General features: G+C 65.6%; 16 protein-coding genes and 1 riboswitch. Of the genes, 11 read left to right on the top strand and 5 right to left on the bottom strand.

All coding sequences use genetic code 11. The annotated features are described in order from the left end of the window. Positions 1 to 203: 203 nt before the first annotated feature. On the bottom strand, positions 204 to 1097 hold the full coding sequence (locus S58_RS13295; protein ID WP_015665839.1) for a LysR family transcriptional regulator: 894 nt from the start codon (positions 1095 to 1097) through the stop codon (positions 204 to 206). 262 nt (positions 1098 to 1359) lie between these two features. Between S58_RS13295 and S58_RS13290 the strand changes: the two genes are divergently transcribed. From S58_RS13290 to S58_RS13270, 5 genes are read left to right on the top strand one after another with little or no spacing between them, the layout of a single operon-like run. Next, positions 1360 to 1836: a formate dehydrogenase subunit gamma gene (locus S58_RS13290; RefSeq protein WP_042339388.1), complete on the top strand. Its 477-nt coding sequence runs from the start codon at positions 1360 to 1362 to the stop codon at positions 1834 to 1836. Beyond that, positions 1833 to 3389 (top strand): formate dehydrogenase beta subunit, encoded by a 1557-nt coding sequence (locus tag S58_RS13285; protein ID WP_015665837.1) that lies wholly within the window; start codon positions 1833 to 1835, stop codon positions 3387 to 3389. The genes S58_RS13290 and S58_RS13285 overlap by 4 nt, the downstream gene beginning before the upstream one ends. 25 nt (positions 3390 to 3414) lie before the next feature. After that, entirely contained in the window at positions 3415 to 6294 is a 2880-nt protein-coding gene (gene fdhF, locus S58_RS13280) for a formate dehydrogenase subunit alpha (protein WP_015665836.1), read from the top strand. Between the two features lies 1 nt (position 6295). After that, positions 6296 to 7144, top strand: a complete 849-nt coding sequence (gene fdhD, locus S58_RS13275; protein ID WP_173424425.1) for a formate dehydrogenase accessory sulfurtransferase FdhD — start codon at positions 6296 to 6298, stop codon at positions 7142 to 7144. Beyond that, positions 7134 to 7376: a formate dehydrogenase subunit delta gene (locus S58_RS13270; RefSeq protein ID WP_015665834.1), complete on the top strand. Its 243-nt coding sequence runs from the start codon at positions 7134 to 7136 to the stop codon at positions 7374 to 7376. Before fdhD ends, S58_RS13270 begins: the two co-directional genes overlap by 11 nt. A gap of 162 nt (positions 7377 to 7538) precedes the next feature. Here the strand turns inward: S58_RS13270 and S58_RS13265 are convergent, their stop codons facing one another. Both S58_RS13265 and alaS read right to left on the bottom strand, forming a co-directional pair. Further along, positions 7539 to 8768: a cyclic nucleotide-gated ion channel gene (locus S58_RS13265; RefSeq protein WP_015665833.1), complete on the bottom strand. Its 1230-nt coding sequence runs from the start codon at positions 8766 to 8768 to the stop codon at positions 7539 to 7541. Positions 8769 to 8770: 2 nt separating this feature from the next. Continuing rightward, entirely contained in the window at positions 8771 to 11446 is a 2676-nt protein-coding gene (alaS, locus tag S58_RS13260; protein WP_042339386.1) for an alanine--tRNA ligase, read from the bottom strand. 181 nt (positions 11447 to 11627) lie between these two features. Beyond that, a riboswitch (glycine riboswitch) is annotated at positions 11628 to 11738 on the top strand. Between the two features lie 145 nt (positions 11739 to 11883). Between alaS and gcvT the strand changes: the two genes are divergently transcribed. From gcvT to gcvP, 3 genes are all read left to right on the top strand, one after another. Then, entirely contained in the window at positions 11884 to 13041 is a 1158-nt protein-coding gene (gcvT, locus tag S58_RS13255; RefSeq protein ID WP_015665831.1) for a glycine cleavage system aminomethyltransferase GcvT, read from the top strand. Between the two features lie 25 nt (positions 13042 to 13066). After that, complete coding sequence (gcvH, locus tag S58_RS13250; protein WP_015665830.1) at positions 13067 to 13432, top strand: glycine cleavage system protein GcvH; 366 nt, start codon at positions 13067 to 13069, stop codon at positions 13430 to 13432. Positions 13433 to 13579: 147 nt separating this feature from the next. After that, the gene (gcvP, locus tag S58_RS13245; protein WP_015665829.1) at positions 13580 to 16468 is read left to right on the top strand and encodes an aminomethyl-transferring glycine dehydrogenase; all 2889 of its coding nucleotides are present in this window, start codon (positions 13580 to 13582) and stop codon (positions 16466 to 16468) included. Here the strand turns inward: gcvP and S58_RS13240 are convergent. Further along, the gene (locus S58_RS13240; RefSeq protein WP_244440758.1) at positions 16447 to 17571 is read right to left on the bottom strand and encodes a DUF1835 domain-containing protein; all 1125 of its coding nucleotides are present in this window, start codon (positions 17569 to 17571) and stop codon (positions 16447 to 16449) included. The genes gcvP and S58_RS13240 overlap by 22 nt on opposite strands. 284 nt (positions 17572 to 17855) lie before the next feature. Continuing rightward, positions 17856 to 18944, bottom strand: coding sequence for a recombinase RecA (recA, locus tag S58_RS13235; RefSeq protein ID WP_042339383.1), 1089 nt, complete (start codon positions 18942 to 18944; stop codon positions 17856 to 17858). 577 nt (positions 18945 to 19521) lie between these two features. Here recA and S58_RS13230 point away from each other — a divergent pair. The 3 genes from S58_RS13230 (at position 19522) to S58_RS38295 (ending at position 21828) form a co-directional block, all read left to right on the top strand. Further along, positions 19522 to 19815, top strand: coding sequence for a hypothetical protein (locus S58_RS13230; RefSeq protein WP_083938806.1), 294 nt, complete (start codon positions 19522 to 19524; stop codon positions 19813 to 19815). Between the two features lie 1453 nt (positions 19816 to 21268). Beyond that, the gene (locus tag S58_RS13225; RefSeq protein WP_015665825.1) at positions 21269 to 21508 is read left to right on the top strand and encodes a DUF6894 family protein; all 240 of its coding nucleotides are present in this window, start codon (positions 21269 to 21271) and stop codon (positions 21506 to 21508) included. A gap of 182 nt (positions 21509 to 21690) precedes the next feature. Beyond that, positions 21691 to 21828: a hypothetical protein gene (locus S58_RS38295; protein WP_162472343.1), complete on the top strand. Its 138-nt coding sequence runs from the start codon at positions 21691 to 21693 to the stop codon at positions 21826 to 21828. Positions 21829 to 21831: the final 3 nt, after the last annotated feature.

Here is a 21831-nt window from a genome sequence, read left to right as displayed (position 1 = left end):
GGATGCCACGCTCATCCGACTTGTGGACATACAATGTCGACCGCCTCCGAGGTGCCAGCCTGGATTGCTTCGCTGCGCTCGCAATCACGTATGGAAATAGTTGCGCGCCGTCATTGCGAGCGCAGCGAAGCAATCCAGGGCTATGGCTTTCAGCAGGTTGTGAGTGACCTCGCAAACGGCAACTCAGCCCGCGGATATGCGCCTCACGCCTGCAGGCTGGGCGCGACCTCGCGGGCGACCTGTACCAGCGCTGCAATCAGCGGCGTCATCGGGTCGCGCTGCGGGATGACGAGGCCGATCTGGTAGTTGATCACGGGATCGATGATCGGGATCGAGCGTACCTTGTCGGCGAGCCCCAGCGTCTCGGCGAGCTTGGCCGGCATGACGCTGGCCCAGCGGCCGGTCTTGACGTGGGTGTAGAGCACCAGCAGCGAGTTCGAGGTGAGCGTCGGCGTCACCTCGTTGCCGGCGGCACGCAGCGCCCGGTCGATGATGCGGCGGTTCTGCATGTCCGGCGTCAGCAGGCATAGCGGCACCTGCCCGACTTCCTTCCAGGTCACCTGCTCGCGATCGCCGAACATCGCATCCGGCGCCGTCAGCAGCCGGTAGCTCTCGTTGTAGAGCGGGATGGTGCGGACACGGCCGATCGGCTCGTTCTCGATGTAGGTCAGCCCGGCATCGACCTCGAGGTTCTCCAGCAGGCCGAGCACGTCGGCCGAGGTGCACGACATGATCCGGAACCGCACCTCCGGATGCTTGGCGCGGAACGGCGTCGTCAACGACGCCACCATGCCGAGCACGGTCGGAACCGCCGCAATGCGGATCTCGCCCGACAGCTTGTCCTTGAGGCCGTTGATCTCCTGGCGCATGGCCCGGAAGTCGCCAACGATCCGGCGCGCCCAGTCCAGCGTGCGCTCGCCCTCGGGCGTGAACCCCTGGAACCGCGAGCCGCGCTGCACCAGCATGACCCCGAGAATCTCCTCGAGCTGCTTGATGCTGGTCGACATCGTCGGCTGGGTGACCCCGCAGGTCTCCGCGGCGCGGCCGAAATGGCGCTCCTTGGCCAGGGCCAGCAGCAGTTCGAGCTTGTCGATCAAGAGGTAGGCCTTCCAGCAGTTGAACAGCCTGGTTCCGCACGTTTCCGGGGTAACCGGCGATAGCGAAACTCTACCATGACGAGGGGGTCCCCGACATGGTAAAACGCGCCGCATCCCCGTCGCGTGAAGGCCTGTTTTTCGTCTCTTTTTAGCTATTCGACGATTGCGTTTCGCTATCGCAGCACGGGACTGCTTTATTGATATTTCGAGCAATTCCAATTCTGATGTGCGAAACGATCGCAACGCATCAATCGGGATCAGGATGACGCCGGTGTACGAGACTTGGGAGACGGCGCGCGGCGCCGAGATCATCGCGGAGCACTCCAAGATGGAGGGCGCGACATTGCCGATCATGCACGCGTTGCAGGAGACGTTCGGCCATGTGCCCGAAGAGGCAATTCCGATGATCGCCTCCGCGCTGAACCTGTCGCGCGCCGAGGTGTATGGCGTCTTCACGTTTTATCATGATTTCCGCGCCAAACCGGCCGGACGCCACGTGCTGAAGCTGTGCCGCGCCGAGGCCTGCCAGGCTGCCGGCGGTGATGCGCTTGCCGCGCGCGCCGAAGCGAAGCTCGGCATCTCCATTGGAAACACAACCGCCGATGAGCGCGTTACTCTTGAGCCGATCTACTGCCTCGGCCTGTGCGCCACCGCACCGTCGGCAATGCTGGATGGACGCCTGGTCGGCCGTCTCGACGAAGCCCGGATCGATGCCCTCGTCTCGGAGGCACAGCGATGAGCATGCGTCTTTTTGTCCCGTGTGATGCCGGCGCGCTCGCCGTCGGCGCCGATGAGGTCGCGCAGGCGCTGCACAGCGCGGCGCTGGAGCGCAATGTCGCCATCGAGATCGTCCGCAACGGCTCGCGTGGGTTGTACTGGCTGGAGCCGCTGGTCGAGCTGGAAACGGCGCAGGGCCGGTTCGCGTTCGGCCCGGTGACCACTGATGACGTGCCGTCGCTGCTCGACGCCATCATCGCCGACAAGCCGCACAAGCTCTCGCTCGGCCTGACCGAGGAGATCCCGTGGCTGAAGCGGCAGACCCGCCTCACCTTCGCCCGCTGCGGCATCGTCGATCCGCTGTCGCTCGACGACTACCGCGCCCATGGCGGCTACAAGGGCCTGACCCGCGCCCTGACGCTGACGCCCGATGCCGTGATCGCCGAGGTCACGACGTCGGGCCTGCGCGGCCGCGGCGGCGCCGGCTTCCCGACCGGCATCAAGTGGAAGACGGTGGCGCAGACGGCCGCCGACCGCAAATACGTCATCTGCAACGCCGACGAGGGCGACAGCGGCACCTTCGCCGACCGCATGCTGATGGAAGGCGATCCCTTCGTGCTGATCGAAGGCATGACCATCTGCGGCCTCGCGGTGGGCGCCACCAAGGGCTACATCTACACGCGCTCGGAATATCCGCACGCGATCGCGGCCATGACCAAGGCGATCGACATCGCCAAGAAAGCCGGCCTGCTCGGCGACAAGATCGCGGGCTCCAACTATACGTTCGATCTCGAGGTCCGCACCGGCGCCGGCGCCTATGTCTGCGGCGAAGAGACCGCGCTGATGGAGAGCCTCGAGGGCAAGCGCGGCATCGTTCGTGCCAAGCCGCCGCTGCCGGCGCATCATGGCCTGTTCGACAAGCCGACCGTGGTCAACAACCTGCTGTCGTTCGCGGCGATCCCCTTCATTCTCGACGGGGGCGCCAAGGCCTATGCCGATTTCGGCATGGGCCGCTCGCGCGGTACGATGCCGATCCAGCTCGCCGGCAACATCAAGTTCGGCGGCCTGTTCGAAACCGCGTTCGGCGTCACGCTCGGCGATCTCGTCGACGACATCGGCGGCGGCACCTTCACCGGCCGTCCGGTGCGGGCGGTACAGGTCGGCGGGCCGCTCGGCGCCTACTTCCCGCGCGCCCTGTTCGACACGCCATTCGACTACGAGGCGTTTGCCGCGCGCGACGGCCTGATCGGCCATGGCGGCATCGTCGTGTTCGACGACACCGTCGACATGTCGAAGCAGGCGCGCTTCGCGATGGAGTTCTGCGCCATCGAGTCCTGCGGCAAGTGCACGCCCTGCCGCATCGGCTCGACCCGCGGCGCCGAGACCATCGACAAGATCCGCCGCGGCGAGCGCGTCGCGGAGAACATCGCATTGGTCGAGGACCTCTGCGGCACCATGAAACTCGGCTCGCTGTGTGCACTCGGCGGCTTCACGCCCTACCCCGTGCTCTCGGCACTCAAGCATTTCCGCGAAGATTTCGGACCTCAGCAGCCGCGCCTGCAGGCTGCGGAATAAGATATCGGGAACAAGGACACCGACCATGTCGCTCATCCACGAAACCGATTACGGCACGCCGCTCTCCAAGTCCGAAAAGATGGTGACGCTCACCATCGACGGCGAGAGCATCACCGTTCCCGAGGGCACCTCGATCATGCGCGCGGCCATGGAGGCCGGCACGCAGATCCCGAAGCTGTGCGCGACCGACATGGTCGACGCGTTCGGCTCCTGCCGCCTCTGCCTCGTCGAGGTCGAAGGCCGCGCCGGCACGCCGGCGTCGTGCACCACGCCGGTGGCCCCTGGCCTCGTCGTCCACACCCAGACCGAGCGGCTGAAGAAGCTGCGCAAGGGCGTGATGGAGCTCTACATCTCCGACCACCCGCTCGACTGTCTGACCTGTGCCGCCAATGGCGATTGCGAGCTGCAGGACATGGCCGGCGCCGTCGGCCTGCGCGACGTGCGCTACGGCAACCAGGGTGAGAACCACGTGTTCGCCGACGCCTGCGGCGAGGCCAATCCGGCTTGGCTGCCGAAGGACGAGTCGAACCCCTATTTCACCTATGATCCTTCCAAGTGCATCGTCTGCTCGCGCTGCGTCCGCGCCTGCGAGGAAGTCCAGGGCACGTTCGCGCTGACCATCTCCGGCCGCGGCTTCGACAGCCGGGTGTCGCCGGGCATGAGCGAGAGCTTCCTGGGCTCGGAGTGCGTGTCCTGCGGCGCCTGCGTGCAGGCCTGCCCGACCGCCACCCTGACCGAGAAGAGCGTGATCGAGATCGGCCAGCCCGAGCACTCGGCTGTCACCACCTGCGCCTATTGCGGCGTCGGCTGCACCTTCAAGGCGGAGATGCGCGGCGAGGAAGTCGTGCGCATGATGCCCTACAAGGACGGCAAGGCCAATCGCGGCCATTCTTGCGTCAAGGGCCGCTTCGCCTGGGGCTATGCCACCCACAAGGAGCGCATCCTCAAGCCGATGATCCGCGAGACCATCGACCAGCCCTGGCGCGAGGTCTCCTATGACGAGGCGTTCACGTTCGCGGCGCAGAAGATGCGCGGCATCCAGGCCAAATACGGTCGCGACTCGATCGGCGGCATCACCTCCTCACGCTGCACCAACGAAGAGACCTATCTGGTGCAGAAGCTGATCCGCGCCGGCTTCGGCAACAACAACGTCGACACCTGCGCCCGCGTCTGCCACTCGCCGACCGGTTATGGCCTCGCCACCACCTTCGGCACCTCGGCCGGTACGCAGGACTTCGACTCGGTCGAGGACTCTGACGTCATCATGGTGATCGGCGCCAACCCGACCGATGCGCATCCGGTGTTCGGCTCGCGCATGAAGAAGCGGCTGCGCGAAGGCGCCAGGCTGATCGTGGTCGATCCGCGCAAGATCGACCTCGTGAAGTCGGCGCATGTCGCGGCCGACTATCATTTGCCGCTGCTGCCCGGCACCAACGTCGCGATCCTGACCGCGATGGCGCATGTCATCGTCACCGAAGGCCTGGTCGATGAGACCTTCGTGCGCGAGCGTTGCGACTGGAGTGAATTCCAGGATTGGGCCGAGTTCGTTTCGCTGGAGAAGAACAGCCCCGAAGCGATTGCCAAGATCTCCGGCGTCGATGCGGAAGCGATCCGCGGCGCCGCCCGGCTCTACGCCACCGGCGGCAATGGCGCGATCTATTACGGCCTTGGCGTCACCGAGCACAGCCAGGGCTCGACCACGGTGATCGCGATCGCCAACCTCGCGATGGCGACCGGCAATATCGGCCGCCGCGGCGTCGGCGTGAATCCGCTGCGCGGCCAGAACAACGTGCAGGGCTCGTGCGACATGGGCTCGTTCCCGCACGAGCTGCCGGGCTACCGGCACATCTCGGGCGACGCGGTGCGCGACCAGTTCGAGGCGATGTGGAACGTCAAGCTCAACCCTGAGCCGGGCCTGCGCATCCCGAACATGTTCGACTCGGCGATCGAAGGCACCTTCATGGGCCTGTACGTGCAGGGCGAGGACATCCTGCAGTCGGATCCCAACACCACTCATGTGGTGCAGGCGCTGTCGTCGATGGAATGCGTCATCGTGCAGGACCTGTTCCTGAACGAGACCGCCAACTACGCCCACGTGTTCCTGCCCGGCTCGACCTTCCTGGAGAAGGACGGCACCTTCACCAACGCCGAGCGCCGCATCCAGCGCGTGCGTAAGGTGATGACGCCGCGCAACGGCCTCGCCGACTGGGAGGTCACGATCGGGCTCGCCAAGGCGATGGGCTTCGAGATGAAGTACAGCCACCCGTCCGAGATCATGGACGAGATTGCGGCGCTGACGCCGACCTTCACCGGCGTGTCGTATCAGAAGCTCGACGAGATGGGCTCGGTGCAGTGGCCCTGCAACGAGAAGTATCCGGAGGGCTCGCCGATCATGCATGTCGACGGCTTCGTCCGCGGCAAGGGCAAGTTCGTGGTCACCGAATACGTCGCGACCGACGAGCGCACCGGCCCGCGCTTCCCGCTCCTGCTCACGACGGGGCGCATCCTGTCGCAGTACAATGTCGGGGCCCAGACGCGGCGCACCGACAACGTGGTGTGGCATGGCGAGGACGTGCTGGAGATCCATCCTCATGACGCCGAGCAGCGCGGCATCCGTGACGGCGACTGGGTGCGGCTGACCAGCCGTGCCGGCGAGACCACCTTGCATGCGCTGATCTCGGAGCGCGTGGCACCGGGCGTGGTCTACACCACGTTCCACCATCCGCTGACGCAGGCCAACGTCATCACCACCGACTACTCCGACTGGGCGACCAATTGTCCGGAGTACAAGGTCACGGCGGTGCAGGTGTCGCAGTCCAACGGCCCGTCGGACTGGCAGAAGGCCTATGACGAGCAGGCCCGCAACTCGCGCCGCATCGCCCCGATCGTGGAGGCGGCGGAGTAGCATGCGAGATGCAGTGCGCATCGCGGATCGTCTGGTCTGGCGCGACGGGGCCCTCTCCGAGGGCACCCGCCGCGTCCCGGAGGAGACCGCGGTCGCGCTGACCTATAATGGCGGCACCCAGGCCGTCATGATGGCGACGCCGCAGGACCTCGCGGACTTCGCCATCGGCTTCAGCCTCAACGAGGGTGTCATCAAAAGCCGCGACGACATCATCTCGCTCGATGTCGTCGAGCTGGATGACGGCATCGAGCTCAGGATGTGGCTGCCCGATGCGCTCGCCGAACGCATGGCGGAGCGCCGCCGCAACATCGCCGGCCCCACCGGCTGCGGCCTGTGCGGCATCGATTCCATCAGCGAAGCGGTGCGGCCGGCGGCGCATGTCCCCGACGGCCGGCGCTTCGCGCCGCGCGACATCATGGCGGCGCTGGCGGCGATCGAGCCGCTGCAGAAGCTCAATCACGAGACCCGCGCCGTGCACGCCGCGGCGTTCTGGACGCCGGCGCGCGGCATCGTTGGCTTGCGCGAGGATGTCGGCCGCCACAACGCGCTCGACAAGCTCGCCGGCCACTTGGCCCAGGCGCGCTGCGCGGCCAACGAGGGAATCGTGATCCTGACGAGCCGCGTCTCGGTCGAGCTTGTGCAGAAGGCGGCGGCGATGGGCGCGCCCGTCATGGTCGCGGTGTCAGCGCCGACCGCGCTCGCCATCCGCATGGCGGAAGCCGCCGGCATCACGCTCATTGCCGTCGCCCGCAACGACGGCTTCGAAATCTTCACCCATCCCGAACGGATCGTCGCGAGCGCCGACACCGGCGCGCGATCAACACAGACGGACAACACCCATGTCGCATAACCCCCAAGATCGCCTCGTCTACATGGCCAACCAGATCGGCAAGTTCTTCCAGAGCCAGGGCCAGGAAAAAGAGGTCGCCGGCGTCGCCGAGCACATCAAGAAGTTCTGGGACCCGCGCATGCTCAAGACGATCTATGCGCATCACGATGCCGGCGGCGCCGGCCTCGACCCGGCCGTGAAGGAAGCGATCGGCAAGCTGAAGGACGCCGCGGTGGCGAAGGAAAAGGCGTAACGAGGCACCGTCTCTCGTAGCCCGCATGAGCGGTCGCCGTAGCCCGAAGGGCGTAGGCCGGCGCGACATGCGGGGCCGCCGTCACCACACACCGAGCGCATACTTGAACCCGGATGTCGCTTCGCTCATCCGGGCTACGAACTCATCCGGGCTACTTTCGCCCTACCCGCCGGGCTGATCGTCGTGCTCGGCCTGTGACAGCTCGGCGAGGGCAAGGTCGCCGGAATCGGCCATGCGCGCTTTCGCGATGGTAGTGACATGCGCGGCGAGCGCCGGCATGCGCGCAATCAAGGCGTGGAAATCCTGCGCATCGAGCACCAGCAGCCGGGTCTTGCGCGTCGCCTTCACCGTCCCGGAGCGCTTGGTCCGGTGCAGAAGCGCGATCTCGCCGAAGAAAGTGCCGTCGGCGAGCCTCACGCATTGCGTCGGCAGTTCGATCTCGACCTCGCCCGCGGTGATGAAATACATCGATGACGCCGCGTCGCCGCGCCGCACCAGCACCTCGCCGGATTCGATCGTGCGCGCGCGCAACAGCCGCATGATGTCGGCGATCTCAGAGGCGTTGAGATGGGCGAACAGCGGCACCTTGGCGAGCATGCCCCAGGTGACGACGAAATCGCGCCGCTTGATCTCCTCAGCGAACGCAGTCGAGATGATCGCAACCGGCAACGCAATCATGGCAAAACCCCAGATGATCGCGAACACCGTGATGACGCGGCCGAGCGCCGTCACCGGCACGACGTCGCCATAGCCGACGGTGCCGAGCGTCACGATCGCCCACCACATCGCGTGCGGGATGGTGCCGAACTTGTCGGGCTGGACGTCGTGCTCGACCGCGTAGAGCAGCGAGGCGAACAGCAGCACCGCGCCGGCCAGGATCACGAGGCAGCCGATCAAGGTACGCCGCTCGGCCTGCACCGCCGACAGCAGCGAGCGCAGCGCCGGCGAATAGCGCACCAGCTTGAGGAAGGGCAGCACGATGCACAGCGCTTCCAAGGTGCGATCGCCGAGCGCCAGCGCGATCGCCGCCGGCACGAAGGACAGGAGGTCGACCAATCCGAGCGCGGAGAGCGCGTAGGCAACGCGGTCCTGGCGCGGCGACTGGCGCCGCGGCATGTGCCCGGCCACACTCCACAGCCGCGCGACGTACTCGGCGGCGAACACGATCAGCGCGCCGACCTTGATCGCCCGTAGCGGCAGGCCGAAGGCGGCCGCGATGTCCGGGTCCGAGGCCAGCACCACCGCCAGCACGTCGAGCGTGATGACGAGCACGATCAGCTGGACCAAGCGCGAGCCGTGCGTGCTCGGCAGATGATCGTGCTCGAGCAGCTCGTACAACCGGTCGCGCAGATCGGGATCGCGAACGCTCTCGCCCGGCCCGAGCGCGGGCACGATCAGCCTGCCTTGCCGATCGCGCTCTCGATCGCGGCCAGCGCTGCCTCCGCCTTGGTGCCGTCGGGGCCGCCGGCCTGGGCCATGTCGGGACGGCCGCCTCCGCCCTTGCCGCCAAGCGCCTCGGAGGCCGCGCGCACGAGGTCGACCGCGTTGAAGCGCGCGGTGAGGTCGGCGGTGACGCCGACCACCACGCCCGCCTTGCCGTCCTCGGCGCGGCCGACGATGGCGACGACGCCGGAGCCGAGCTGCTTCTTGGCCTCGTCGACGAGCGACTTGAGGTCCTTCACCTCGACGCCATCGACTGCACGGGCCATCAGCTTGATGCCGGCGACCTCGCGAATGCCGGAGGTGGCTCCGCCGGCCGCGGCACCGCCACCCATCGCGAGCTTCTTGCGCGCATCCGACAGCTCGCGCTCGAGCTTCTTGCGTTCCTCCATCAACGCGGTGATGCGCGCCGGCACGTCCTCGACCGTGGTGCGCAGCTCGGCCGCGGCGGCCTTGGCGAGCGAGAGATTGTGGTTGGCATGGGCGCGCGCGCCGCGCGCGGTCAGCGCCTCGATGCGGCGGACACCCGACGCGACCGCACTTTCGGAGGTGACCGCGATCAGGCCGATGTCGCCGGTGCGCTTGACGTGCGTGCCGCCGCACAGCTCGACCGACCAGCCCATTGCATTCGAGCCCAGCTCGCGCGCCGCATGGCCCATCGAGACGACGCGGACCTCGTCGCCATACTTCTCGCCGAACAGCGCGCGCGCGCCGGCCTCGCGGGCGTCGTCGAGCCCCATCAGTCGGGTCGTAACCTCGGCGTTCTCCAGCACGACGTCATTGGCGATGTCCTCGACGCGGGCGAGCTCTTCGGGAGAGATCGGCTTCGGATGGACGAAGTCGAAGCGCAGCCGGTCGGGAGACACCAGCGAGCCGCGCTGGGCGATGTGGTCGCCGAGCACCTGGCGCAGCGCCTCGTGCAGGATGTGGGTCGCGGAATGATTGGCGCGGATCGCCGAGCGCCTGCCGTGATCGACGTCGAGCTGCAGCGCAGAGCCGAGCTTGAGCGTGCCCTGCTCCACCGTGCCGATATGCACGAACAGGTCGCCGGCCTTCTTCTGGGTGTCGGTGACGCGGAATTTGATGCCGTCGCCGGAGAGCACACCGGTATCGCCGACCTGACCACCGGACTCGCCGTAGAACGGTGTCTGGTTGAGCACAATGGCGCCGCTCTCGCCGGCCTTGAGGCTGTCGACCTCGGCGCCGTCCTTGATCAAGGCCGTGACCGCGCCCTCGGCGATCTCGGTGTCATAGCCGAGGAATTCGGTGGCGCCGAGCTTCTCGCGCAGCGGGAACCAGATGGTCTCCGTCGCCGCCTCGCCGCTTCCCGCCCACGCCGCCCGCGCCTTGGCCCGCTGGCGGTCCATGGCGTCGGTGAAGGAGGCCTGGTCGACGCTGATGCCGCGCGACTTCAGCGCGTCCTGGGTCAGGTCGAGCGGGAAGCCATAGGTGTCGTACAGGGTAAAGGCGACATCGCCGTCGAACATGTCGCCCTTCTGCAAGCCGGCCGACTTCTCGTCGAGGATGGTGAGGCCGCGCTCCAGGGTCTTGCGGAAGCGGGTCTCTTCCAGCCGCAGCGTCTCCTTGATCAGCGCCTCGGCGCGGATCAGCTCCGGATAGGCTTGGCCCATCTCGCGCGAGAGCGTGCCGACGAGCTTGTGCATCAGCGGCTCGCGGGCACCGAGCAGCTGGGCGTGGCGCATGGCGCGGCGCATGATCCGGCGCAGCACGTAGCCGCGGCCTTCGTTGGACGGCAGCACGCCGTCCGAGATCAGGAACGACGAGGCGCGCAGGTGGTCGGCGATGACGCGCAGGCTTGCCTTCTGCGGCCCCCCGGGATCGGCATTGGTGAGGTCGGCAATGGTGCGGATCAGCGCGACGAACAGGTCGATGTCGTAATTGTCGTGCTTGCCCTGCAGCACGGCGGCGACGCGCTCGAGGCCTGCGCCGGTGTCGATCGACGGCTTCGGCAGGCTGACGCGCCCTCCCCCCTCGTGCTGCTCATACTGCATGAACACGAGGTTCCAGATCTCGATGAAACGGTCGCCGTCCTGCTCCGGCGAGCCCGGAGGGCCGCCCCAGATCTTGTCGCCGTGGTCGTAGAAGATCTCCGAGCATGGGCCGCACGGGCCGGTGTCGCCCATCTGCCAGAAATTATCCGAGCCCGCGATGCGGATGATGCGCGATTCCGGGAGGCCGGCGATCTTCTTCCACAGCCCGAACGCCTCGTCGTCGTCGACATAGACGGTCGCCGTCAGCTTGTCCTTCGGCAGCCCGAACTCCTTCGTCACCAGCTTCCAGGCGAGCTCGATGGCGTTCTCCTTGAAGTAGTCGCCGAAGGAGAAGTTGCCGAGCATCTCGAAGAAGGTGTGATGCCGGGCGGTGTAGCCGACATTGTCGAGGTCGTTGTGCTTGCCGCCGGCGCGCACGCATTTCTGCGAGGTGGTGGCGCGGCTGTAGGGCCGCTTCTCGACGCCGGTGAAGACGTTCTTGAACTGCACCATGCCAGCGTTCGTGAACATCAAAGTCGGGTCGTTGCGCGGCACGAGCGGCGAGGACGGCACGATCTCGTGGCCGTTCGCGGCGAAGAAGTTGAGGAAGGTCGACCTGATCTCGTTGACGCCGCTCATAGCAATCCAATCGAAGAAGTCCGGGAATTCGGCGGAAACGCTTTTAGACAAGGGGACTTCGCGTGTCCAGAAACTGTGCAGAAACATCATGGGCTTGCTGCACGGCTCCTAAAGCTGGTTGAAAGCCCGCGTGACGCGTTGACAGCACCCACCGGCTGGTGTTTTGTCCGGGTCATAGACGACAGTCGCGTCGGGAGAGACCGTCTCTTGAGGTTCTGGTTGAACTTCAAGGGTCGGCGCCGAAGGAGCAACCGCCCCGGAAACTCTCAGGCAAAAGGACCCTCGCGACTGCAACTGCATCTGGAAAGAGACGCACGTCCGGCTTTGACCGGGACGCGTCCGCCGACGGGATAATACTCTCAGGCACAGCGACAGATGGGGCTTCGGTGGCGTTTTTCGGGACTGGTCCCGAGGAACCGCGCGAGGACCCCTGATCGATGGCTGAACCCGCTGCTGCTCCCTCTGTTTCACTCAAGCGAACGCCGCTGCATGCGCTGCATGTCAGCCTTGGCGGCAAGATGGTGCCGTTCGCCGGCTATGAGATGCCGGTGCAATACGCGCCCGGCGTGCTCAAGGAGCACCTCCATACCCGCAGCGCGGCCGGACTGTTCGACGTCTCCCACATGGGTCAGGTCGCGCTGGTGCCGAAATCCGGGAAGGTCGCTGACGCCGCGGCGGCGCTGGAGCGGCTGGTGCCGCAGGACATCATCGGCATTCCGCCGGGCCGCCAGCGCTATGCCCAGTTCACCAACCCCGACGGCGGCATCCTCGACGACCTGATGGTGGCGAATTTTGGCGAGCACCTCGTGCTGGTGGTCAACGCCGCCTGCAAGGACGCCGACATCAAGCTCCTCCAGGACGCGCTGTCGGACGCCTGCGAGGTGCAACCGCTGAACGACCGCGCCCTGCTGGCGCTGCAGGGTCCGAAGGCGGCAGCCGTGCTGGCGAAATTCTGTGCAGAGGCCGAGGGCATGCGCTTCATGGATGCCGGCCCGCGCACGGTCGACGGGCTCGCCTGCTACGTCTCGCGCTCGGGCTATACCGGCGAAGACGGTTTTGAGATCTCGGTTCCCGCCAACCAGGCCGAGCAGTTGGCGGACGCGCTGTTGTCCGATGACAAGGACGTCCTTCCGATCGGGCTCGGCGCGCGCGACAGCCTGCGGCTGGAGGCCGGGCTCTGCCTCTACGGCCACGACATCGACACCACGACGACGCCGGTCGAGGGCGCGCTGGAATGGTCGGTGCAGAAGGTCCGCCGTAACGGCGGTGCGCGCGCCGGCGGCTTCCCTGGCGCCGACAGGATCCTGGCACAGTTCGACCATGGTGCGGCACGCCGCCGCGTCGGCTTGAGGCCCGAGGGCCGCGCGCCGGTGCGCGAGGGGGCCACGTTGTTCGCCACTGCCGATGCGGCCGAGCCGGTCGGCAAGGTCACCTCGGGCGGCTTCGGGCCGACGCTGAATGCGCCGGTCGCGATGGGCTACGTGCCGATGGCGCTGGCAGCCCTCGACACAAAGCTGTTCGCCGATGTGCGCGGCCAGCGACTGCCGCTGCGCGTCGCGGCGATGCCGTTCGTTCCCAACACCTACAAACGTTGACCCTCACAAGCGCTGAAGGACGTCCATGACCACGCTCTATACCTCGGACCATGAATGGCTCAGCATCGATGGTGACGTCGCCACCATCGGCATCACCGACTATGCCCAGGCCCAGCTCGGCGACGTCGTGTTCGTGGAGCTGCCGCAGGTCGGCCGCGCGCTGAAGAAGGCGGAGGCCGCCGCCGTGGTCGAATCGGTCAAGGCGGCGTCCGACGTCTACGCTCCGATCACCGGCGAGGTGGTCGAGGTCAACCAGGCGATCGTCGACGAGCCGGCGCTGGTCAACACCGACGCCGGCGGGAAGGCGTGGTTCTTCAAGCTCAAGATCGCCGACAAGGGCGAGCTCGGCGGGCTGATGGATGAGGCCGCCTACAAGGCGCATACGGCGTGAGATGCGCAGTGCGGCGATATCCACCGCTATCATCGCCCGGCTCGACCGGGCGATCCAGTACGCCGCGCTCTCTCGGTCTGATCTCCACAGCAATGTTTACTGGATGCCCCGCCTTCGCGGGGCATGACGAGGCATAGAGGATTGCTCATGACCACGCCGCTCAAGCCGCTCGATGATGCCGCCACCAGTTTCGCCCGCCGCCATATCGGTCCCTCGCCGCGTGACGTCGCGGCGATGCTGGAGACAGTGGGCGCCAAGAGCGTCGCCGAGCTGATGGCGCAAACGCTGCCCGGCACGATCCGTCAGGCCGCGCCGCTCGACATCGGTCCGGCCTTGAGCGAGACCGAAGCGCTGTCGCACATGCGCGCGCTCGCTGCGCAGAACCAGGTCTTCACCTCGCTGATCGGCCAAGGCTATTCCGGCACGATCATGCCGGCGGTGATTCAGCGCAACATCCTGGAGAACCCGGCGTGGTACACGGCCTATACGCCGTATCAGCCCGAGATCAGCCAAGGCCGGCTGGAAGCACTGTTCAACTTCCAGACCATGATCTGCGATCTTACCGGCCTTGACGTCGCCAACGCATCGCTGCTCGACGAGGCGACCGCGGCGGCGGAGGCGATGGCACTGGCCGAGCGCTCGGCGCGGGCCAAGACCAAGGCGTTCTTCGTTGATCAGAACGTCCACCCGCAGACGCTCGCCGTGCTGCGCACCCGGGCCGAGCCGCTCGGCTGGCAGCTGATCGTCGGCGATCCGGCCAAAGATCTGGACGGCGCCGAGGTGTTCGGCGGCCTGCTGCAATATCCCGACACGACCGGCGCCGTGCGCGATCCGCGCGCCGCCATCGCCAAACTGCACGACAAGGGTGCGCTGGCGATCCTGGCCGCCGATTTGCTGGCGCTGACATTGATCGCCTCACCAGGCGAGCTCGGGGCCGATATCGCGATCGGCTCGGCGCAGCGCTTTGGCGTGCCGATGGGCTATGGCGGGCCGCATGCCGCCTACATGGCGGTGCGCGATGCGCTGAAGCGCTCGCTGCCCGGCCGCATCGTCGGCCTGTCCGTCGATTCGCGCGGGGCTCCCGCCTATCGGCTGGCGCTGCAGACCCGCGAGCAGCACATCAGGCGCGAGAAGGCGACCTCGAACATCTGCACCGCGCAGGTGCTGCTGGCGGTGATCGCTGCGATGTACGCGGTCTATCATGGTCCCGAGGGGCTCAAGGCGATCGCGCGCACTGTTCATCGCCGGACGGCGATGCTGGCGGCTGGATTGCGCAAGCTCGGCTTTGCGCCGGAAAGCGAGACCTTCTTCGACACGGTCACGATCGAAGCCGGCGCCAAGGCCGAGTCGATCATCGCCCGCGCGGAAGGCGAGCGGATCAATCTCGGGCGTGATGGCAGCCGGCTGCGGATCGCGCTCGACGAGACCACGACGGCCGATGTCGTCGAAGCGGTCTGGCGCGCCTTCGGCGGCGAGCTCTCCTATGCGACGATCGAGGCCGAGGCGCGCGAGGCGCTGCCGGCGGAGCTCAAGCGGCAGCGGCCGTATCTCGCCCATCCGGTGTTCCACGCGCATCGCTCCGAGACCGAAATGCTGCGCTATCTGCGCAAGCTCGCCGACCGTGATCTTGCGCTCGACCGCGCGATGATCCCGCTTGGCTCGTGCACGATGAAGCTGAACGCGACGACCGAGATGATCCCGCTGACCTGGCAGGAATTCGGCAGTCTGCACCCGTTCGTTCCGCGCGCGCAGGCGGCCGGCTATGAGACGATGTTTGCTGATCTCGAGGATTGGCTATGCCGGATCTCCGGCTACGACGCCGTATCGCTGCAGCCGAACTCGGGCGCGCAGGGCGAATATGCGGGCCTGCTGGCGATCCGCGGCTATCACGCGGCGCGCGGCGAGGGCCACCGCACCATCTGCCTGATCCCCTCCTCCGCCCACGGCACCAATCCGGCGTCCGCACACATGGTCGGCATGGAGGTGGTCGTGGTCGGCTGCGACGCCGGCGGCAATGTCGACCTCGCCGATCTCGAGGCCAAGGCGAAAGCGCACAGCGCCAAGCTCGCCGCCATCATGATCACCTATCCCTCGACACATGGCGTGTTCGAGGAGCACATCCGCGACATCTGCGACGTCGTCCATGCTCATGGCGGCCAGGTCTATCTCGACGGCGCCAATCTCAACGCGCAGGTCGGCCTCTCCCGCCCCGGCGATTACGGCGCCGACGTCAGCCATTTCAACCTGCACAAGACGTTCTGCATTCCGCATGGCGGCGGCGGCCCGGGCATGGGCCCGATCGGGGTCAAGGCGCATCTGGCGCCGTTCCTGCCAAGCCATCGAACGAATGGTCATCCCGCGACCGATCGCGCGAGCGCGCACCCGGTCGGCCCGGTCTCGGCGGCGCCCTACGGCTCGGCCTCGATCCTGACCATCTCCTACATCTACATGCTGCTGATGGGCGGCGACGGCCTGACGCGCGCCACCGAGATTGCGATTCTCAACGCCAACTACGTCGCGGCTCGGCTCGATCCGCATTTCCCTGTGCTTTACCGCAACGAGCGCGGCCGTGTCGCGCATGAATGCATCATCGATCCCAGGCCGCTCAAGCCAACCAGCGGCGTCACCGTCGACGACATCGCCAAGCGGCTGATCGACTACGGCTTCCACGCGCCGACGATGAGCTTCCCGGTCGCGGGCACGCTGATGATCGAGCCGACCGAATCGGAATCCAAGGCGGAGCTCGACCGCTTCTGCGACGCCATGATCGCGATCCGCAAGGAGATCGCCGAGGTCGAACAGGGCCGCTTCACAATCGAGGCCTCGCCGCTGCGCCACGCGCCGCATACCGTGCACGACATCGCCGATGACGACTGGAACCGGGCCTATCGCCGCAGCGAGGGCTGCTTCCCCGCGGGCACCTCGCGCACCGACAAATACTGGTGCCCGGTGGGGCGCGTCGACAATGTCTATGGCGATCGCAATCTGGTGTGCTCGTGCCCACCGGTCGCGGACTACGCGCAGGCGGCGGAGTAAGCCGCCTCGCGCATGCTCCAATCGATCGGGCGCCATGGCTCGCAACATTCCTCGCGACATTCAATGTCGTGAGCCGTGTCCAGGTCCGGAGCAATGAGCACCGCATGCCAGCGCCAGAGATTGGCGTTGGCCAATCTGGTGCCGCCCCACCAACGCTGGATCGGATTTTGGCTGCTGAAATCCTCCTCGCCGGCCAGGATCGCCCTGCCGAACGGCGTCAGCAACAGCGTGCTCGCCTTGTAGCGTTCGCGGCGTTCACGGCTGTCGTGCATCTCAACCGAGAATGGCCATTCGGCGAGGCCCGAAATTGCAGGCAGCGGCGCCAGTGCGAGACCGTCGAGCAACGAGCCGCCTTCCCAATAGTCATAGACGCGGCGTTGAAAGCGCTCCCGATGATGTGGCAGCAGATCGAATGGGTGCTGGTAGCCGGCTGACAGCAATTCGAGGAGTCTCAGCTCCGAAGCTCCGATGCCCGTGGCTGCACCGGGAAGCTCATCGAGCATCTCCTGCACGCAGCGGCGAAGCTGCGGCAGTGGACTGAGATCCTGCTTCAACAGATCGAACCAGGCTTGGGGCGTCGGCGCGCGAAACGCCTGCCACGCCAGATGACCCAGGTCGAGGTGCTCACGTGCGAGCGCAACGCCGGCAATGGTCCGGCCGGCGAAGTGCCCCGCCGGGACCTCGAATAGCGGTACATCGACATGCCGCAAGATGATCTTGGTCGCGATCTCCGCGTGAGAGCGCAGATAGTCCAAGAGCCAGATCAGGACCAACTGGTCGTTCGGACGGGTCCCCATCCACAGCTCGACGCTATCGCAGCGGTCGACAAGTTCGAGAAAACCGTGGCTCCGCCCGCCGACTACCATGAAGTCGCGACGCGACGCAAAATCCAGCCAGTGCCCCCTCGTCTGCAGCCCGGTGCGCTGGGCGAGATAGGCGGACAGCCCGGCATCGGATGGCAGCGGTCCCCATACGAAACGGTGCAGGATTGGCACCACCAGGTCGGCAAAGCCGCCCCTCCGAAGCGCTCCGGCGGTGGGATCATCGGCCGCTAGAATCAAACGCGTCATGCTGTTCGCTCCCGCACAGCCCGATTGGCTCACGGCTCCATCGACACGTTCGCGATCGGATCACGGCGCAAGGGATCGGCGATGGAACGCGCGCCGACGCCTGGCTCCAGGCCCGCACATCCGCGCATGCGTTTTCAGCTATTCGAGTTGAACACCGTATCCGGCGCTCGGAAAATCATGCTCGCTGCATTCGGGAATGCAGCAGCTCAAGACGCGGAGGTTAGACCCACAGATCTTCGCGGAGCAGACTACATCTGCAAGCGGGCGCCGGACGTCGGCAACTCAACGTCCACGGCGCCCCGCTGCCGTGGTAATCCCTATTCTTCCGCCGGCTCCTCGCCGTCAGCGTCGCGCTCCGGATTGCCGGCCAGGATCTGCTCGGCGATCAGGCCGGAGTTCTGGCGGATCGCGGCCTCGATCTTCGCGGTCATGTCGGGATTGGCCTTCAGGAAGGACTTCGAGTTCTCACGGCCCTGCCCGAGCCGCTGGCTGTCATAGGAGAACCAGGCGCCGGACTTCTCGACGATGCCGGCCTTGACGCCGAGATCGAGGATTTCGCCCATCTTGGACACGCCCTCGCCGTACATGATGTCGAATTCCACCTGCTTGAACGGCGGCGCCAGCTTGTTCTTCACGACCTTGACACGGGTCGAGTTGCCGATCACCTCGTCGCGTTCCTTGATGGCGCCGATACGGCGGATGTCGAGGCGCACCGAAGCATAGAACTTGAGCGCGTTGCCGCCGGTCGTCGTCTCCGGCGAACCATACATCACGCCGATCTTCATGCGGATCTGGTTGATGAAGATCACCATCGTGTGGGATTTGTTGATCGAGGCGGTCAGTTTGCGCAGCGCCTGGCTCATCAAGCGGGCCTGCAGGCCCGGCAGCGACTCGCCCATCTCGCCTTCGAGCTCGGCCTTCGGCACCAGCGCCGCCACCGAGTCGACCACCAGCACATCGACCGCCCCCGAACGCACCAGCGTGTCGCAGATCTCCAGCGCCTGCTCGCCCGTGTCAGGCTGCGAGATGAGGAGCTCGTCGATGTTGACGCCCAGCTTGCGCGCATAGACCGGATCCAGCGCATGCTCGGCATCGATGAAGGCGCAGATGCCGCCCTTCTTCTGCGCCTCGGCCACGGTGTGCAGCGCCAGGGTGGTCTTGCCCGACGATTCCGGTCCGTAGATCTCGACAACCCGCCCCTTGGGCAGGCCGCCGATGCCGAGCGCAATGTCGAGACCGAGCGAGCCGGTCGAGACCGTCTCCACGTCCATCGAGCGGTCGTTCTTGCCCAGCCTCATCACCGAGCCCTTGCCGAACTGACGCTCGATCTGGGACAGCGCAGCGGAGAGCGCCTTACTCTTATCCATTGAGGAACCTTCGACGATACGCAGGGCAGTGGCGGACATTGGCGCTCCTTATGACGGGGATTCGCGGGATGGACAAACGGTTAACGAGGGCGGTCAGCAATCTTGAGATGAATGTACTCGATCCGTTCTTTGTTCGCAATATGTTCTTTGTGCCCTTCGGACGTTTGCAGCTTCTCTTCACAGCGTCCGCGTGAGCCCTGGACGGATACATGCGGGCACCGCTGGGTCTCGTCGCGCATGGGCCCCACCGGGGGGAATGCCAGGATCAGCAGCTGGACACCCTGACCAGGCGCCAGCCGCCCCGTTTCTCGCGCGGGCCGCGGCCGTGCAGGATCAATCCGGCCGGCGGTCGAACCATATTCGAAAACGGCGAAGCGGCCCGCCGGCGATCGGCACCGATCGCGCCGAGACCATTCAGGCTCTCCAACGTCGCCTTCCTCGCTGCGGCCCGTTTCCTTCAATCAGAAATTGTAGAGACCTTCAGGACCTTGCAAAGCCGCCCTGATTTTGCTTCCTGAATTCCGCCGCTGCCGCTTGTGCATGAAACCCCATGTCGACCTCGAACGCCGAACAGACGATCACCCTGTGGCGCCCGGTGGGCCCGACAGAACTCGCCTTGATCGAGGCGTCGGGCATGCGCGCATTTCCGCCGCGCCTGCCGGAGCAGCCGATATTCTATCCCGTGCTGACCGAAGACTACGCAGTGAAGATCGCACGAGATTGGAACGTGCCGGCCAGCGGCTGCGGCCATGTGCTGCGCTTCGAGGTGTTTCGGCGTTTCATCGACCGCTACGACGTGCACGAGGCGGGCGGACGCGAACATCTGGAGTACTGGATTCCGAGCGAGCATCTCGCGGATCTCAACGCCGCCATCGTCGGCCCGATCGTGCTCGTCAAAACTTTTCCTTGAAACTACCAAACTCCTACACGAGTGCGGAGACCGCACCTCCGTGGTTCTCCTGACAGGAACGAAGTTCCCTGCGCTCTTCTGCTTTTGTTCGGCTCATCGGAAGTGCAGGCGCACGCCTTTCGGGCAACGGTCCGGGCATGAAGCCGCTCCGACCTTGGCAGGATGCGCGCGAGTTCCGCGACCGCACTCTGGTGGCGCGATCGTCATGGCATGCAATGCCACGAATGCGGGAACACCCTGAGGGTGCGAGGACAAGCGAGATCATCCACGCATCAACATCCGGCCGCTGCAATACGGGCCCACCGCAGACGATCAGCGAGCCGTTCAATTGCGCCGATATGATGGTCGACAGATAAACAGGACCGCGGCGGGACCGCCGAGGCGGTATCGATGACATCGCACATCGCACGTGCCGATAGTCTTAAGGATGAAATCAGTTCGGCGAAGTCCCCGCGTGATGCGGGTCACGGAACGCGGCCGTGGTGCTGTCGCCAACCACGAGGCTTGTGATAGACTTTGGGTTGCGATATAAATCTAAGGTTGTCGGACGCCAAACCAAATTTTGACCAGCCCCGAATTTGTTTGTTCGTTGCGATGATGGTCGGCTCACATCAGCTGGCTCATATTTGCATCTGGCTCATATCAGCAGATGATGTGCCGTTACCTCTCGATGCTGCCTGCAGGCTCCGGCTGCGGGCTCCGTCACCTGTAGGCGCACGGCCCTGAAACCATCCGCGCCGAAAGAAAGCCCCGGACGATGTCCGGGGCTTTTGACGTCGGCGTCGTCGCCGGCGCGCGCACGGTGTTGTCATCCCCTCGGCACGACGGCGGCGGAACGGATCAGACCCGTTGTGCATCATGAGAGGATGAAACGAGATGATGTGACATGCTCCTCCTGCAAGGCCGGTTTGCGGCGCCTCGAATTGCGGCTGCCCCCTTGTCCACCAGGAGACCTCCGCTGTCCGCTGTGCGACGCGCTGCTCGAAACCTTGGACGGCTCGACCGCGGTAGCCTACCGCCTCACGGTCGCGCCGGAGCGGATCTTCGATCGTTGATCGCAGGCTCGGCAGCGCAACGACGTCGACGCGCGCGACAGCGCGACGCCGCGACAAGCGAATTGCCTAGACCTTTGACTTGCCGCAAGGCATGGGCGCAACCTCTGCAATAGGATCATGTTTGTCATTGCCGAACTGCCCCTGGCGGGAAGCTACGACGTTGACCCAGAGCCTCGGACTGCGGCGGTCCGGGGCTCACTGGTTTTCTCCAGACGTCCGTTGCGCTGCGCAGGTGACGCGCGGTCCTGCTTGAACGTCGGCAACGAGGAGCCCTTGGGGACGGCCGAACGACCGACCGTATTTTACCGGAATTGATCCCATTCGCGTTTGCGCATCCATTTACGCTGCGTTCATCAAACCCAGCGGCCTGGGGCGGTCAGGGCTCACCGGTTTTGGCAATGCCGCTCTATTTCTTTCGTATCCGTAACGGCCACTTCTCAGGCGCGTCCGAGTATGGGACAGAATGCGCCGACCGCAATGCAGCCTGGAAAGAGATGACCACGGTCTGCGCCGACATGGCCAGCAGCATCTCCCGCAAGCTCGCCGAGAACTCCGAATGGCAGATGGAGTTGCTCGATGAGACGCGCCAGCCGGTCTTCCGCATCCGCATCGTCGCCGAGTCGCTGGATCAGGCCTGACGCCTGCCTTCGCTACCCTGAATAAATCATACGCAATCACCTCAACCATTGATTGCGTCAGAAGCTGCGATTGCCTGTCATTTGGGCGAGCGCCCTTGATTCAGATCAAAGGGCGGGTTCCCGTTCTGGCCAATACTTAAATTTGTATGGGTAATCTGATCTTCAAATGTCCGCGAACCGGGATGAACGTGCAGCACTGGCTTGAAGAGCCGAAGGCCGCCGATCCGACATCCGCGTATGAAACCGTGGTGTGCAAGGCATGCACCCGGCTTCACTTCATCAACCGCAACACACGCAAGCTTCTCGGCGAGAAGGAATGAGCA

Origin of the sequence: Bradyrhizobium oligotrophicum S58 (genome assembly GCF_000344805.1) — a bacterium.
Taxonomy (GTDB): domain Bacteria; phylum Pseudomonadota; class Alphaproteobacteria; order Rhizobiales; family Xanthobacteraceae; genus Bradyrhizobium; species Bradyrhizobium oligotrophicum.
The sequence above is the reverse complement of the archived record's forward strand: the minus strand, read 5'-3'. Positions and strand labels throughout refer to the sequence as shown.